General features: G+C 68.8%; 13 protein-coding genes. 11 read left to right on the top strand and 2 right to left on the bottom strand.

The window, feature by feature from the left end:
• The first annotated feature begins 19 nt into the window (after positions 1-19).
• The 9 genes from VGV13_15300 (at position 20) to VGV13_15260 (ending at position 9,483) form a co-directional block, all read left to right on the top strand.
• Positions 20-367, top strand: a complete 348-nt coding sequence (locus tag VGV13_15300; GenBank protein ID HEV8642457.1) for a metalloregulator ArsR/SmtB family transcription factor — start codon at positions 20-22, stop codon at positions 365-367.
• Position 368: 1 nt separating this feature from the next.
• Entirely contained in the window at positions 369-899 is a 531-nt protein-coding gene (locus tag VGV13_15295; GenBank protein ID HEV8642456.1) for an NADH-quinone oxidoreductase subunit B family protein, read from the top strand.
• Entirely contained in the window at positions 896-2,917 is a 2,022-nt protein-coding gene (hyfB, locus tag VGV13_15290; GenBank protein ID HEV8642455.1) for a hydrogenase 4 subunit B, read from the top strand. The genes VGV13_15295 and hyfB overlap by 4 nt, the downstream gene beginning before the upstream one ends.
• Positions 2,914-3,855 (top strand): NADH-quinone oxidoreductase subunit H, encoded by a 942-nt coding sequence (locus VGV13_15285; protein ID HEV8642454.1) that lies wholly within the window; start codon positions 2,914-2,916, stop codon positions 3,853-3,855. Before hyfB ends, VGV13_15285 begins: the two co-directional genes overlap by 4 nt.
• Before the next feature lie 4 nt (positions 3,856-3,859).
• The gene (locus VGV13_15280; GenBank protein ID HEV8642453.1) at positions 3,860-4,516 is read left to right on the top strand and encodes a hypothetical protein; all 657 of its coding nucleotides are present in this window, start codon (positions 3,860-3,862) and stop codon (positions 4,514-4,516) included.
• A gap of 7 nt (positions 4,517-4,523) precedes the next feature.
• Positions 4,524-5,981 (top strand): proton-conducting transporter membrane subunit, encoded by a 1,458-nt coding sequence (locus VGV13_15275; GenBank protein ID HEV8642452.1) that lies wholly within the window; start codon positions 4,524-4,526, stop codon positions 5,979-5,981.
• Positions 5,978-7,552 carry an NADH-quinone oxidoreductase subunit C gene (locus tag VGV13_15270; GenBank protein ID HEV8642451.1) on the top strand — a complete coding sequence of 525 codons (1,575 nt, stop codon included), beginning with the start codon at positions 5,978-5,980 and terminating at the stop codon, positions 7,550-7,552. Before VGV13_15275 ends, VGV13_15270 begins: the two co-directional genes overlap by 4 nt.
• Positions 7,553-7,640: 88 nt before the next feature.
• Positions 7,641-8,447, top strand: coding sequence for a VTT domain-containing protein (locus VGV13_15265; GenBank protein ID HEV8642450.1), 807 nt, complete (start codon positions 7,641-7,643; stop codon positions 8,445-8,447).
• 232 nt (positions 8,448-8,679) lie between these two features.
• Positions 8,680-9,483: a PAS domain S-box protein gene (locus tag VGV13_15260; GenBank protein ID HEV8642449.1), complete on the top strand. Its 804-nt coding sequence runs from the start codon at positions 8,680-8,682 to the stop codon at positions 9,481-9,483.
• Positions 9,484-9,760: 277 nt separating this feature from the next.
• Here VGV13_15260 and VGV13_15255 read toward each other — a convergent pair whose 3' ends face one another.
• Both VGV13_15255 and VGV13_15250 read right to left on the bottom strand, forming a co-directional pair.
• Positions 9,761-10,984 (bottom strand): hypothetical protein, encoded by a 1,224-nt coding sequence (locus VGV13_15255; GenBank protein ID HEV8642448.1) that lies wholly within the window; start codon positions 10,982-10,984, stop codon positions 9,761-9,763.
• Positions 10,985-11,002: 18 nt separating this feature from the next.
• Entirely contained in the window at positions 11,003-11,452 is a 450-nt protein-coding gene (locus tag VGV13_15250) for a cupin domain-containing protein (protein ID HEV8642447.1), read from the bottom strand.
• Positions 11,453-11,539: 87 nt separating this feature from the next.
• Between VGV13_15250 and VGV13_15245 the strand changes: the two genes are divergently transcribed.
• Both VGV13_15245 and VGV13_15240 read left to right on the top strand, forming a co-directional pair.
• Positions 11,540-12,616, top strand: coding sequence for an Ldh family oxidoreductase (locus VGV13_15245; protein HEV8642446.1), 1,077 nt, complete (start codon positions 11,540-11,542; stop codon positions 12,614-12,616).
• 465 nt (positions 12,617-13,081) lie between these two features.
• Complete coding sequence (locus VGV13_15240; protein HEV8642445.1) at positions 13,082-14,137, top strand: thioredoxin domain-containing protein; 1,056 nt, start codon at positions 13,082-13,084, stop codon at positions 14,135-14,137.
• The last annotated feature ends 473 nt before the right edge of the window (positions 14,138-14,610 follow it).

Raw genomic sequence — 14,610 nt, 5'->3', positions numbered from 1 at the left:
ATTATATAGCCTTGTAGCGATGCCGTGGGCTTGGGGCCCGCTCCCCCTATTCAAGGCCGAATTCTTCAAGGCCCTGGCCCACCCTCTCCGCATTCGCATCCTGGAAACTCTCGTCGCGCGGCACCGCAGCGTCCAGGAGCTTCAAGAGGCCTTGGGGGCCGATCAGCCCACCGTGTCCCAGCAGCTCGCCGTGTTGCGTGCCAAGAACATCGTGACGGCCAGCAAAGAGGGTACGACCGTCCGCTACGCGCTGCGGGATCCCGCCGTACGGGAGCTCCTGGAGGTGGCGCGTCGGATCTTCAACAACCAGCTGATCGGCTCCCAGTCCATGCTGCGCGAACTGCGGCGCGAGAGGCGTCCGCGCTGACGTGCTGCTCTTTGCCAAGATCCTGAAAGTCGGCCTCGTCACCGAGCCACTCGGTCCCGGAGACGGCGCCGTAGTCCATCTGGCCCGGGCCGTCGAGGCCAAGGCCCGGAAGCTCCTCGGCCGAGCAGTGGCCATCCGCGAGGTAGACGCGGGCTCCTGTAACGGCTGCGAAGTGGAGATTACCGGTCTCATGAGCCCGGTCTACGACAGCGAGCGGTTCGGTATTCATTTCGTGGCCTCCCCGCGGCATGCGGATCTCCTGCTCGTCACGGGGCCGGTGACCCGCAACATGGAGATCCCGCTGTTGAAGACCTATGAGGCTACGCCGTATCCCAAGGTCGTCGTCGCCGTCGGCGACTGCGCGCAAACGTGTGGCGTCTTTCGTGGTAGCTACGCCGTGCTGGGAAGCGTCGATGCCGTCATCCCCGTCGACGTCTTCGTCGCGGGGTGCCCGCCCGAGCCGTCGGACATCCTTCGCGGCATCCTGACCGCGCTGGACCGCTGGCCGGACCGGAAGAGGCGCCGCGCGTGACGATCGCCTCCTGGCTGCTGTACGCCACTGTCGGCGCGTACACTCTGGGGGCGCTGGCGGCGCTGGGCCTCCGGGGGGCCACCGGGCGTGTGCTGGGAGCCGTGGGCGCGGTCACCGGCTCGGTGGCGACGTTGGCGCTGGGTGCCTGGTGTCTGGGGACCGACACCCGGCTGGCCGTCACCGCGCCCATCCTGCCGCTGACCGGACTCGCGCTCCGGGTGGACGCCGTGAGCGCGTTCTTCCTGGTCGTCGTGGGCGTGGCCGCTGCGGCGGCGAGCGTGTATGGCGTCGCGTACTCCGCCCACTACGAGGGGCGTTATTCGCTTCGTCTCCTCGGAGTGATGTTCAATGTCCTGCTGCTGTCGCTCGCCATCCAGGTTGTGGCCGACAACGCGCTGACGTTCCTCATGACCTGGGAGGTGATGTCACTCTCCGCCTACTTCCTGGTGCTGACGGAACACGACCAGCGCGAGACGGTGCGAGCCGCCAACTGGTATCTGGTCATCACGCACGCCGGCTTCGCCGCGCTCGTCGCGGCGTTCTTGCTGCTCGCCGCCGGCGACCCGACGATGTCGTTTACGACCATGCGTTCGGCCGTCCTCGCGCCGGGAACCCGCGACGCGGTGTTCGTGCTGGCGCTCATCGGGTTCGGCGCCAAGGCGGGCATCGTCCCGCTGCACGTCTGGCTACCGATGGCGCATCCGGTGGCCCCCAGCCACGTCTCGGCGCTGATGTCCGGAGTGGTCATCAAGATGGGCGTGTACGGACTGCTGCGCGTCAGCTTGGACCTGCTGGGCGGGGGGCCGGCGTGGTGGGGCGGTCTGGTGCTGGGGGTGGGCGCGGGGTCGGCCCTGCTCGGCGTGCTCTACGCGCTGATGGAGCACGACCTCAAGCGTCTGCTCGCCTATCACTCCATCGAGAACATCGGCATCATCTTCATGGGGCTGGGGGCGGGCCTCATGTTCCAGAGCTACGGCCTGCCCGCGCTGGCGACCCTGGGCTTCGTGGCGGGGCTCTACCACACGCTCAACCACGCCTGTTTCAAGGGCCTCCTCTTCCTCGGTGCAGGGTCGGTGCTCTACGCCACCCACACGCGGAACATGGAAGAACTCGGTGGGTTGATCAAGCGTATGCCGCGCACGGCGGTCTGCTTCCTCGTCGGCGCGGCGGCGATTTCCGCGCTGCCCCCGCTCAACGGCTTCGCCTCCGAGTGGCTGCTCTTCCAGGCGCTCGTGGGCGGCTCCACCATCCCGCGGGCCGAGGTCGCCGTCGTTATGCCCGTCGCGGTGGCCATGCTGGCGCTGACGAGTGGCCTCGCCGTGGCCTGCTTCGTGAAGGCCTTTGGCATCACGTTCCTCGCGCTTCCGCGCTCCGCGGAGGCGGCGCGGGCCCGGGAGGCGCCCCTCGCCATGCAGATCGGGATGGGAGGCCTCGTCCTGGCGTGCGTGGCGCTCGGGCTGGCGCCGTTCTTCGTGGTGCCGGTGCTGGGGAGCACCCTGGGTGGCGTCGGCGGTCTCCCGTTCGCCCCGGTCGCGTTCAGCCTGGGCACCTCGTTCCGCGTGGCCGGTGCCGTCGGCCAGATGTCGCCGCTGCTGGTAGCCCTGGGGTTGGTGCTTCTCGTCGGTCTGACCCTGGCAAGCCTCCGGGGCTTCGCGGACAGGCGTCTGCGGGTGGGTGAGACTTGGGGCTGCGGCCGCATCGGTCAAACCGCGCGCATGGAGTACACGGCCACGGCCTTCGCCGAGCCGCTCCGGCGCGTCTTCGCCGAACTGTACCGGCCGACACAGCATCTCTCCATCGACTTCCACCCGGCGTCCCGGTACTTCGTGGAGTCCATCGAGTACCGGAGCGAGATCCATCCCTGGTTCGAGCAGGCCCTGTACGCGCCGATCCTCGTGCTGCTGCGCGCGGCCGCTCGCCGGGTGCGCCGGGTCCAGGCAGGCTCGCTGCACCTGTACCTCACCTACATGACGATCGCCCTCGTGGTGCTGCTCGTCGTGGCGCGCTGGCCGCGATGATGGTGTACCTGCTCGAGGCCGGTCAGGTTCTGCTCGCGTTGGGCTTGGCCCCTGGCTTGGTAGGCCTCATCCGCTGGATGAAGGCCCGCCTCCAGAACCGGCGGGGGGCCCCCGTCTGGCAGCCTTACCGCGATCTCCGAAAGCTCTTCCACAAGGAGGTTGTGCTCTCGGAGAACGCGTCCTGGATCTTCCGCGCCGCGCCGTTCGTCGTGTTCGCGAGCACGGTGGCGGTGAGCTTTCTCGTGCCGCTGCTGGCCGTTCCCCTGCCTCTCGATGGGGTCGGTGACCTTCTGGTCGTCGTGTACCTGCTCCTCCTCGGCGCGTTTTTTCTGGGCCTGGCCGGGCTCGACCCGGGCTCGGCCTTCGGCGGCATGGGCTCGAGCCGCGAGATGACCGTGGCCGCACTGGCGGAACCGACGCTGGCGTTGGCCATCTTCGCGCTGGCGCTGGGCGCCGGATCGACCAACCTGGGTCAGATCGTCGGCCGGACCATGGCCGATCCACTGGCGGCGGTGAGTCCCGGCCATCTGCTGGCGTTCGCGGCCCTGTTCATCGTGATGCTGGCCGAGACGGGGCGGCTGCCGGTCGACAACCCGGCCACGCACTTGGAATTGACCATGATCCACGAGGCCATGGTGCTCGAGTACTCGGGCCGCTACCTCGCCCTGATCGAGTGGGCGGCCGCCCTCAAGCTGCTGATCTTCTTCACGCTGCTCGGTAACCTCTTCATCCCCTGGGGCGTGGCGACGACTCCGAACCCGACAGCGCTCGCCATCGCGGTGGGCACGTTGCTGGCCAAGCTCGGCATCCTGGCGGCCGTGGTCGCGTTGTTCGAGACGCGGGTCGCGAAGCTTCGGCTGTTCAGGGTGCCGGAGCTCTTGAGCGTCTCGTTCGTCCTCGCCCTGCTCGCGGTCACCTCGTCCTTTCTGCTGAGGTAGCCCGGTGAACGACGCCTTCTCCCAACTGTCGGTCCTGGGGTCGAGCCTGATGCTGATCTTCGGCCTGATTCTGTTATGGCGGCGCGGTCTGACCGCGTACATCAATGCCTTGGCGGCGCAGTCGGTCGTACTCGCTGCCGTCGCGGCCGTGGTGGCCCACTTCGGCCCGGCGCGTGAGCTGTACTGGGTGGCCCTGCTCCTCTTCCTCATCAAGGCCGTCGCCATCCCCAAGCTCCTCCGGGACATGAAGCGGCGCTTCGGCACGGAGCGGGAGCTGGAGCCCTACGTCAACACGGCGACGTCGCTGGTCATCGCGGGCCTCCTGGTCCTGCTCGGGTACGCGATCATGCGCCCGCTCGTCGCGGTCAGCCGGCTGCCGACGCGAGTCGCCATGCCGCTCGCCATGGGCCTGGTGCTGGTGAGCCTGTTCGTGGTGATCAGCCGCAAGAAGGCGCTCACCCAGGTCGTCGGCTTTCTCATGCTCGAGAACGGCATCGCGCTGCTGGCCGTCCTCGGCACCTACGGGATCCCCCTCATCGTCGAGCTCGGCGTCTTCCTCGACGCGCTCCTGGGGTTCATCGTCATGCAGATCTTCGTCTATCAGATCCACGAGACCTTCGAGACCATCGACGTCGAGCACCTCAACCGGCTGCGTCACTGAGGCCGGCGTGAATCCGTTCTTCCTGCTCCTCGGCCCCCCCATCGTGAGCGCCCTTCTAGCGCTCGCGGTCACACCGTATCGGGCCATCGTCGGCTGGGTGAACGCCGGGCTGTCGCTGCTGCCGGTCCTGGCGGCCCTGATCCTCTGGAGCCACCTGCTCGCCGGCGAGGTCGTCACCGCCGGGCCGAGCGAGTTCTTCCGGGCCGACGCCCTGTCCACGCTGCTCGTGCTCTGCGTGAGCGTGGTGGGTGCGCTGGCCGCCTGGCTGGGGCCGGGCCTGGGCGCCGATGACGGGTACGATGCCCGGCAGGCGCGGCGCTTCCGCGTCTTCGCCAACCTGTTCGCGTTCACGATGCTCTTCGCGGTCACGACCAACAACGTCGGCTTCATGTGGATCGCCGTCGAAGCCACGACGATCACCTCGGCCGTCCTGATTCCCCTCCACGTCAGCAAGGCCTCGGTGGAGGCCTCGTGGAAATACATCCTGATCGGGTCGGTCGGCATCGCGTTGGCGTTCGCAGGCACGGTGCTCGCCTATTTCGACTTCGTGAACGTGGCCGGCCGGCACGAGGCGGCGCTCAACTGGACGGTCTTGATGGCGGCCGCCCCGTCGCTGCATCCGGACGTCGTCGGGCTCGCGTTCGTCTTCCTCCTCATCGGCTACGGGACGAAAGCCGGCCTGGCGCCCATGCACACGTGGCTGCCGGACGCCCACTCGGAAGCGCCAGCGCCGCTGTCCGCGATGATGTCGGGGGTCCTGCTGGCCGTGGCCCTCTATGCCCTCATCCGTTGGGAGGCGGTGGTCCAGGCCGCGGTGGGCTCCGCGTTCACGGATCGGTTGCTCCTCGCCCTGGGGTTGCTCTCGCTGGCGATCGCAGCGTTCAGCCTGCTGGCCCAGCGCAACTACAAGCGCCTGCTCGCCTACTCGAGCGTCGAGCACACGGGGTTGATGTGCGTGGGGCTCGGGCTGGGGCCGTTGGGGGCATTCGCCACGATGCTCCACCTCGTGAACCACACCCTGGTGAAGTCGGCTCTGTTCTTCCTCTCCGGACGGGTGCTGCGGCGCTATCACAGCACGGAGATCGCTCGCGTAACAGGCTTGCTGCGAACCCTGCCGTGGACAGGGGGGTTGTTTGCCGCGGGCGCACTGGCGATCGCGGGGCTGCCCCCCTTCGGGCTGTTCATCTCGGAGTTCGCGCTCGTCCGGGCCGGTGTCGCCGCCGGGCGGCCCTGGACCGTGGCCCTGGTGCTGGGTCTGCTCGCGGTGGCCTTCATCGGGGTCGTCGGCCACGTGAACCGCATGCTCTATGGGGCCCCGTCCCCCGGCGTCGGCGCCGGGGAGGGATCCCTCTGGCCCCTGGTCCCGCTTGGGCTCTGCCTGGCCATCGTCGTGGTCCTCGGATTGACCATCCCGGCGCCCCTCGAGCGCCTGCTGGTGCAGGCCGCGGAGATCGCGGGCAAATGACGGCTGTCGGCCGCGTGGAGATGCTGCTCGCTGGGCGACTGCCGGATCGCCTGTCCGCCCTGCGCCGGGTCCGGGGCAACGAACTGCATTGCGCTGCTCTCCGCGCCGACGTACCCGCCATGGCCGAAATCCTTCGCACCCTCGGCGCCGAGCTGGTGCTGATGGTGGCGGCCGACCGGCGGGGCGAGCGCGGGGGGTTTGAGGTTCACTACCTCTTCGCGCAGCACCGCGAGAACTGGTTCGTACACGCCACGGTCGCGGTGCCGACCGGCGACCCGACGATCGTCTCGGTGGCGACGTTGCATTACCCGGCGTCGCGATTCGAGCGTGAGATTGCCGATCTCTTCGGTATCCGCCCCGAGGGACATCCCGATCCCCGCCCGCTGGTCCGGCATGGGTTCTGGCCGGACGACTACTTTCCGCTTCGTAAGGACGCGGGCGCCCGTGAGTTCAGGGACGACGGACGGCCGTTTCCGTTCCAGCAGGTGGGCGGCGAGGGGGTCTACGAGATCCCGGTGGGCCCCGTCCATGCTGGGGTGATCGAGCCCGGGCACTTCCGCTTCAGCGTCGTGGGCGAGACGATCATCGACATGAAGTCGCGGCTCTACTTCGCCCACAAGGGCACGGAGAAGCTCTTCGAGGGCCGCACGCCGCCGGAGGGCGTCACGCTGGCCGAGCGAATCTCTGGCGATACCACGGTCGGGCACGCGCTCGCGTACTGCCAGGCGCTGGAGGCGGTGGCAGGGGTGCAGGTGCCCGACCGAGCGCGGCACCTGCGCGTCGTGCTGCTGGAGCTGGAGCGCCTTTACAACCACGTGGCGGACTTCGGGATGATCGCGAACGATACCGGGTTCGCCGCCGCCCACTCGCACTGCTTCAGGATCCGCGAGCGGCTGCTTCGCCTCAACAAGCGCGTGACGGGCAACCGGCTGCTCAGGGGCGGGGTCATCCCGGGCGGCGTGGCGATGGACCTGCCGGAGGATGTGGATGTGGTCGCCGAGGTCGAGTCGGTGCTGGCCGATTTCAGAGAGATCGTCGACATCACGCTGAGCAACACGTTGGTCGTCGACCGGCTCGAGGACACGGGCCGGCTCACGACGGTGACGGCTCGCGCCCACGGCGTGCTGGGATTCGTGGCCCGCGCCTCGGGCCTGGATGTCGACGCACGGCGGGACCACCCGTTCGCTGCCTACGGCCAGCTGGCGTTCAGAGTTCCGGTGTTCGAATCGGGCGATGTGAAGGCACGGGCGCTGGTTCGGATCGAGGAGGCCCGGGAATCGGTGGGCCTGATCCGTCAGGCCGTTGGCCGGACGCCCGCAGGCCCCCTCGTCTGCCAGCTCGGGCCGCTGCCAGCGTTCGAGCCGGGCTTCTCTCTGGTCGAAGGCTGGCGCGGGACGATCATCCACTGGGTCACGGTCAACTCTGGGGGAACGCTCGAGCGCGTCAAAGTCCTTGATCCTTCCTTCCTGAACTGGCGCGCGCTGTCGTACGCGCTCCTCAAGAACATCGTTCCAGATTTCCCGCTCTGCAACAAGTCGTTCAACCAGTCCTACTCCGGGAACGATCTCTAGCCCGCGATCCTGGCCCGTCGCCGACAAGGCGATGCTCGGCGACCATCTTCCCCCCTGAGGCATCTCAAGAGCGAGGAGCGGAGGCCCGGTGAACGAGACGATCGCATTCCTGGCCCGTCACGGCGAGGCCGTCCTCTTCGTCTATGTCTTCGCCGACCAGGTCGGGGTGCCGTTGCCCGCCATCCCTGTACTGCTGGCCGCCGGGGCCCTGGCCGGCGCGGGCAAGCTCAGCTTCCCCGTGGCCGTCGCCCTGAGCGTCGCCGCCTCGCTGGTCGCGGATTTCATCTGGTACTTCGCCGGGCGTCTTCGCGGCGCCCGGGTGCTCGGCGTCCTTTGCCGGGTGGCCCTCGAGCCCGACGCCTGCGTTCGCCGAACCGAGAACGCGTTCCTGCGGCACGGGATCCGGTCGCTCATCTTCGCCAAGTTCGTCCCGGGGTTGAGCACGGTGGCGCCGCCGCTGGCCGGGATCTTCCGGGTGAGCGTCCCCCGCTTCGCCCTCTACAGCGCGGCCGCCGCGCTCCTCTGGGCCACGGCCTGGATGGGGCTTGGCTACGCCCTCCGCGACGCCCTCGAGCGCGCCGCCGCCCACGTCAGCGACGTGAGCTCGGCCTTGGTCGCGACGGTCACCGCGATCATCGTCGTCTATGTGGCCTTCAAATGGGTGCAGCGCCGGCGCTTCCTCGGAACCCTCCGGATCGCGCGGCTCAGCGCCGACGAGCTCAAGGGCAAGCTCGACGCGGGCGAGGCGGTGGTCATCGTCGATCTCAGGACCGCCCTCGACGCGGCGGCCGACCCTCACGTCATCCCGGGCGCCATCCGCATGACGGCGGAGGAGATCGAGCAGCGCCACCATGAGCTGCCGCGCGACGTCGACCTGGTCGTCTACTGCTCCTGACCGAACGAAGCGACCAGCGCCCGGGTGGCGCTCATGCTGCGACGCCGCGGGATCCTCCGCGTCCGGCCCCTGGCCGGCGGCCTGGACGGCTGGCGCGCGCGCAGTCTTCCCGTCCAGCCCCTCGGCGTCGAAGCCTCGTAGGCGACGCCGCGCGCCGGGCCGTCCTTGACCCGCGGCCCGCCCTTCACTAAGCTCGGTCTACCGTCCTCACCGACGATCCTCGGCCGCCACGATGAGACGCTGGACTAGGATCTGGAGCCGCTTCGGAGGGCCGCTGCTGACCGTTGCGGCCGTGGCCGTCATCGAGCTGCTTTCGGAGACCGTCCGGCGCATCGCCGACCCCCACGCGATCCTCCTGCTGGCCACGGTGTACTCGACGTTCAACGGGGGCCTGCGCCAGGGGCTGATCAGCGCCGGGATCACGGCGGTCTATCTGGCATACTTCTTCTCGGTCCCGGGCCAGTCCTTCCGGTACGGTGCCGAAGAACTGCAGCGCGTGCTGGTGTGGGCCATCGCCGCGCCCGCGATGGTGCTGATGGTCGGGCTCATGAAGCGCCGGGCCGACCGAGCCTCCGACGAAATCGTGCGCCGAGAGCGCGATCACTCGGTCTCCCTGGAGGGCTTGCTGGCCGAGCGCCAGCGCGCCGAGCAGGCGTTGCGGGCCTCCGAAGAGCGCTACCGGTTGCTCTTCGAGCGAAACCTGGCCGGCATCTTCCGGTCGCAGCGAGACGGGCGCATGCTGGAATGCAACACCGCGCTCGTGCACATCCTGGGATTCGCCTCCCGTGACGAGCTGCTGGCGCACAACGCCGCGGGGTTCTACGCCGACCTGGGAGACCGTGAGCGCCTGTTGAAGCTGCTCCAGCCGGGGGTGGTCGTCAGCAACCACGAGGTCCGGTGGCGGCGGGCCGATGGCCGGCTGATCTGGGTGCTGGTCAACGTGCGCGAGGTCGTCGAGGGGTCGTCCACGTACCTCGAAGGCATCGTGATCGACATTACGGACCGAAAGCGTGGCGAGTCTGCGACTCTGATCTGACCGGGCGCCGAGGTCGGGCGGCGCAAGCCCGACCCGGCCATCTATCACATGCCGCGCGCCAGGAGCGGGGCGCGAGCGTCCGAATGCGTCGAGGCCGCCGTCGCCGTGCGAAGCTTCTCCGGAGCTATCGGAAGCCGTGCGCAAGCGCTTCGCGGGCGCACAGGCGCTGGGAGGCCGAAGTGGCCGCGAGCCTAGTGCCGTTCCAACTTGTTGGTACTAAATCTGGCCACGAACGACGTACACGGTGCCTTCCTAGGCGCGAATAGTTGGAACGGCACTAGTCGAGCCCCTCGTAACGCAAGACGTACAGGCCGTGGTTCTTGTCGGTGAGGTAGATGTACCCGCGCGCGTCCACCAGGACGTCCTCGGACTGGGCGACCAGCTTCCTGGGCAGGACGCCGCGGCGAACGGTGGGATCGGGAGGGACGAAGTACCCGACCTCGCACGGGCGCCGCGGGTCGGCGACATCGACGACCCGGAGCCCCGCGTTGAAGTACGTGAGGAAGATGAGGTCGTCGCGGTCGAGCAGCGCCGCCTGGTGCTGGGGCTGGTGCTGGTTGTGCGGGCCGAAGCGCCCCCCGCGCTCGCAGAAGTTCCGGACCGGCGCGCCCGCGGGCGGCGCCGGGAGCGGGAACAGCGAGACGAGCCGCGGCTCTCGCTCGTCACTCACGTCCACCAGGCCGGCGAATCCCAGAGGCTCTCGGCAGTCCTCGGCGATCGCCTCGGAGTTCACGGCCACGAGCTTGCGGCGTTGGAGCGGCACCGCGGTGTGGACCGCGATGTGCGCCTGGAACGGCGGCGAGAACGGCAGCCGGCTGATCAGGCGGGGCTTCGTGATCTCCGCGAGATCGAGGACGACGAGGCCGGCGCCGCCGTACGGCAGGTACGCACGATCGCGCTCGACGTAGGGGCCGCCGTGGAGCGAAGTCGCCGGTGGCGCGCCGTCCTCGCCGCCCTCTTGCCACTGGCCGGGCGCCCACCAGCGCGCGACCTCGAGGGGACGCGCGGGATCGGCGATATCGATGATCTGGTACACGTTGCCGCTGTAGCCGGGCAGCCCGGCAGCCAGGTGGACGTAGCGTCCGCCGTCGTAGTAGTTGCGGTGCGTCCCCGTCCCCGCCGTCCGCCAGTAGCCGAGCCGCGCCGGCGCCTCCGGGTCGCTCACGTCCAAGATCAGCACGCCCGCCTCGAACGGGCCGTCCGGATCGCCGCCCCAGCCGGGGGCGATCCGCTCCAGCGCGGTGATCATACGGCCGTCGGCGACCTGCACTTGAATGGTCCAGGTGTTGGCCGGCCCCTCCACGAAGCGGACCAGCCGCGGCGAGCGGGGGTCGGTGACGTCGACGATGGACCAGCCGCGATGCCAGAGGTGACCGAGGTAGAGGTAGAAGCGCCCCCCGACCTCCTGCATCGCCAGCTTGAAGCCGGGGCGACCGGCGAGGTCGCTGTAGCCGACGACCTCGACGTGATCGCTCCACCACGGACCGGGCGCGGCGCTCATGGCGTGACCGCGTCCTCCCTACGCGCGCCTCTCCGGGCGATCGGTCGGCCCGGCGGGCGGACGGCTGGCCGCCAGGTCGCGGGGGGAGAGATGAGGCACCGTCTCGCCGGTCTCCACGAACGTCCTGGTGACGTCGGTGATGTTGTAGACCCAGAGGATCATCATGGGTCCGGTCCCCACGTTGCGGAAGCGGTGGTGCCGGCCCTGGGGGATGAAGGCGGTGTCGTACGGCCGCATGCGGACACGGCGGCCGTCGATCTCGGCCTCCGCTTCTCCCTCCAGGACGGTGGTCTGCTCGTCGCAATTGTGGTAGTGGAGAGGAATGCTGCCGCCGGCCGGGAAGCGCGTCACCCCGCTCGTGATGTGGGCGCCCAGCTCCTTGCTGGAAAAGAGCATGGTCTGGACCCCGCCGCCCCGCTCGAAGACCGGCAGCGTGGCGAACGCCAGCACACGCGATTCGATCGTCATGATGTCCCCCTGCTGGTCCGGCGCCGCCGCCGGCGATCGGGCCCGGGAGCGGGCCCGGCTGCGTAGTATAGAGGAGGACAGCGTTCCATGACGGAGAGACCGTCGACCGGCGTGCGCTCCTACGCGGCCCCCCAGCTCGAAGCCTTCGTCGCCCGCGCCCTGGGGGCCGTCGGCCTGCCGCTGAGCGACGCCGCCGAGGTCGCGCGCCTGATGGTGCGAGCCGACCTGCGCGGCGCCGACGGCCACGGCATCTTCCGCCTTCCTCAGTACGTGCGGCGGATCCGCACCGGAGCCGTGAACGTCCGGCCCCGGATCGGCGTGGCGGACGAGACCGAGGCCATGGCGCTCGTCGACGGGGACAACGGCATGGGCCACCTGGTCATGGGCTTCGCCACCCGCCTGGCCATCGACAAGGCGGCCCGCCAGGGCGTGAGCTGGGTGGGCGTGCGCCGGAGCAACCACGCGGGCCCCGCGGCCCTCTACGCCATGATGCCGCTCGAACGGGACATGATCGGGCTCTACCTGGCGGTCGGCAACGCCAATCACCTGCCGCCCTGGGGCGGGATCGAGCTGCTCCTCAGCACCAACCCGATCGCTGTCGCCATCCCGGCCGCGGAGGAGCCGCCCATCGTGCTCGACATGGCCACGACCGTCGCCGCCTACGGCAAGGTGAAGACGGCGGCCCAGCGGGGGGAGATGATGCCGGACGGTTGGATGATCGACACGCAGGGCCGGCCGCTCACCGATCCCCGCCGGGCCGACGAGGGCTTTCTCCTCCCCATCGGGGGTTACAAGGGCTACGGGCTCTCGCTCGTGTTCGGGCTCCTGGCGGGGACGCTCAACGGGGCGGCCAACGGACGCGACGTCGTCGATTTCAACAAGGACGACGTGACTGCCACCAACACCGGGCACGCCATCGTGGCCCTCGACGTCCGCCGCTTCTCGCCCGCGGAGGCCTTCAAGCGGAGCGTCGACACCCTGATCCGCGACATCCGTTGCTCCAAGCGGCTGCCCGGCGTCGAGCGCATCCGGCTGCCCGGCGAGCAGAGCCACGTCACCTTCGTCGAGCGCTCGAAGGACGGCGTCCCCCTCAACCCGGCCCTCCAGACCCAGCTTCACCGGCTGGCCGAGGATCTCGGCATCGCTCCGCTGAGTGGGCTCTAGGTCAGGCTCATCTACGACTAAGGTCCTGTTGACAGGGGCGGGGCTTGCAGCTAGGCTCTTCGCTGCGGAGAGAACTATATAGGGTGCGATAGGTTCTAACCGATAAACCGACGAGGGCGAGCGTTGAAGCGATGACCTGACAGCCTCACCTGGTCACCAGGGCTGTCGGCGAGCGAAATGGTGAAACCGGCAACGTGAGCGTTGCCGGTTTTTTTTGTGGGCCGCGAGGCCCTGGCTCGAGCGAGGAGACGACGGTCCCGTGGCGACACTACCGCAGATTCAACTCCGATGTACCGGCTGTAACCGGCGGTTGGGGGATTTCGTCAACGAGGTGCAGGCGGGACAGGTGATCCTCGAGCTGAAGTGCCCGAGATGCGGCCAACCCCATATGGAAGTCATCCGGCCCTCTTCCCTGCGCGCAGACGAGAACCCTGCCGAGCGTCGCGCGCAACCTCCGAGAGCGCCATGACGAGACCCCTCCGGGCCCGGCTCCAGCGAAGATTCAGGGTCATCTCCGGCGTGTGGGTGTTCGTCATCGTCGTGGGCATGGGCCTGCCAGTTTCGGCCCAGACCGCTACGACGAGCGAGCCGCTCGCTGTGGTGAACGGAGAGGCGATCACGGTCGAGGAGGTTGAAAACGCTCTCGGCGCGCCGCTTCGCCGGCTCGAAAGGCAGATCTACGACATGAAGCGGCAGAAGCTCGAGGCGCTCATCGGCGAGCGGCTCCTCGCGCGGGAAGCGGCGAAGCGGGGCATCTCCGTCCAGGCGCTGCTCGATGCGGAGGTCACGGCAAAGGCTGGACTGGTGAGCGAGCAGGAGGTCGAGACCTTCTTTCAGGCCAACAAGGCCCGACTCAAGGGCGAGGAGGCCGACGTCCGAAAGCGGATCGCGGCGCACCTCCAGCAGCAGAAGCTGGCGGTCCGTCGGGAGACCTTCCTGCAGTCCCTTCGCTCGCAGGCCAGGGTGGTGGTCCATCTCCAGGCGCCGTCCATCTTCCGGCCCGAGGTCGCTGTCGGCGGCGCTCCGTTTCGGGGTCCAGCGGCGGCGCCGGTGACGATCGTCGAGTTCTCGGACTTCCACTGCCCCTTCTGCAAGCAGGTCCTCGGCACGCTTACCCAGCTCCTGTCGCGATACGGCGACCGGGTGAGGCTCGTCTTCCGGAACTTCCCGATTGATGGCCTCCATCCCCAGGCCCGAAAGGCAGCCGAGGCGGCGCGGTGCGCCCACGACCAGGGGAAATTCTGGGAGTATCACGACGTCCTCTTCGCCAATGCGCCCCAGGCCAGTCCGGAGAAGCTCAAGGCGTACGCCGCGCAGGTGGGGCTGGACCTCCCGAGCTTCGAGCGCTGCCTCTCGAGCGGGACGCCCGAGGCCGCGGTGCAGAAGGACGTAGACGAGGGGATCCGCCTCGGGGTGACCGGCACGCCGGCCTTCTTCGTCAACGGCCATCTGCTCTCAGGGGCCCAGCCTCTGGAGAGCTTCGTGCGGGTGATCGAGGGAGAGCTCGCGCACGCGCGATGAGGGGTGAGAGGCCGAGCGAGAGGGAGCCCACAATGGGTGACAGCCCAGCCCCCGCGATGTCGAGCCCGGCACTGCTCGATAATGACGCCGCCCGGGCGTTTCTCGAGCGCTTCCGGTGGCCGAGCGACTCTCGCTCGCCGGAGTTCCTTATGAGAAGATCCTGGCCCACATGATGAGGATGAGGCCGGAAAACCTCGCCAGCGGTGGCCGCGAGTCAGTGGCGTGAGGCAGCCGTGGGTTTGTAATGTTGCCGTTGACATGCCCGACGGGAGGAGGTCCTGCTTGCGGAACATCACCACGAGTTGAAATGTCAGAACATGCGGGACATGCAGGTCACCGCTTGAGAGGGTGATCGAACCAACCTGACCGCGTAACTCAAGAGCCCCGCTGAGGGCCGTCCCCGAGTTCCCCGAGAACCGCGTAGAGGTCCTTCCAGAGGCCCGACCTGAGCGCCGTCGAGCGCCAGTTCGGGC

The organism is Candidatus Methylomirabilota bacterium (assembly GCA_036001065.1).
In the GTDB taxonomy this organism is placed as follows: domain Bacteria; phylum Methylomirabilota; class Methylomirabilia; order Rokubacteriales; family CSP1-6; genus MNEF01.
This window is presented reverse-complemented; position numbering and strand designations above follow the sequence as displayed.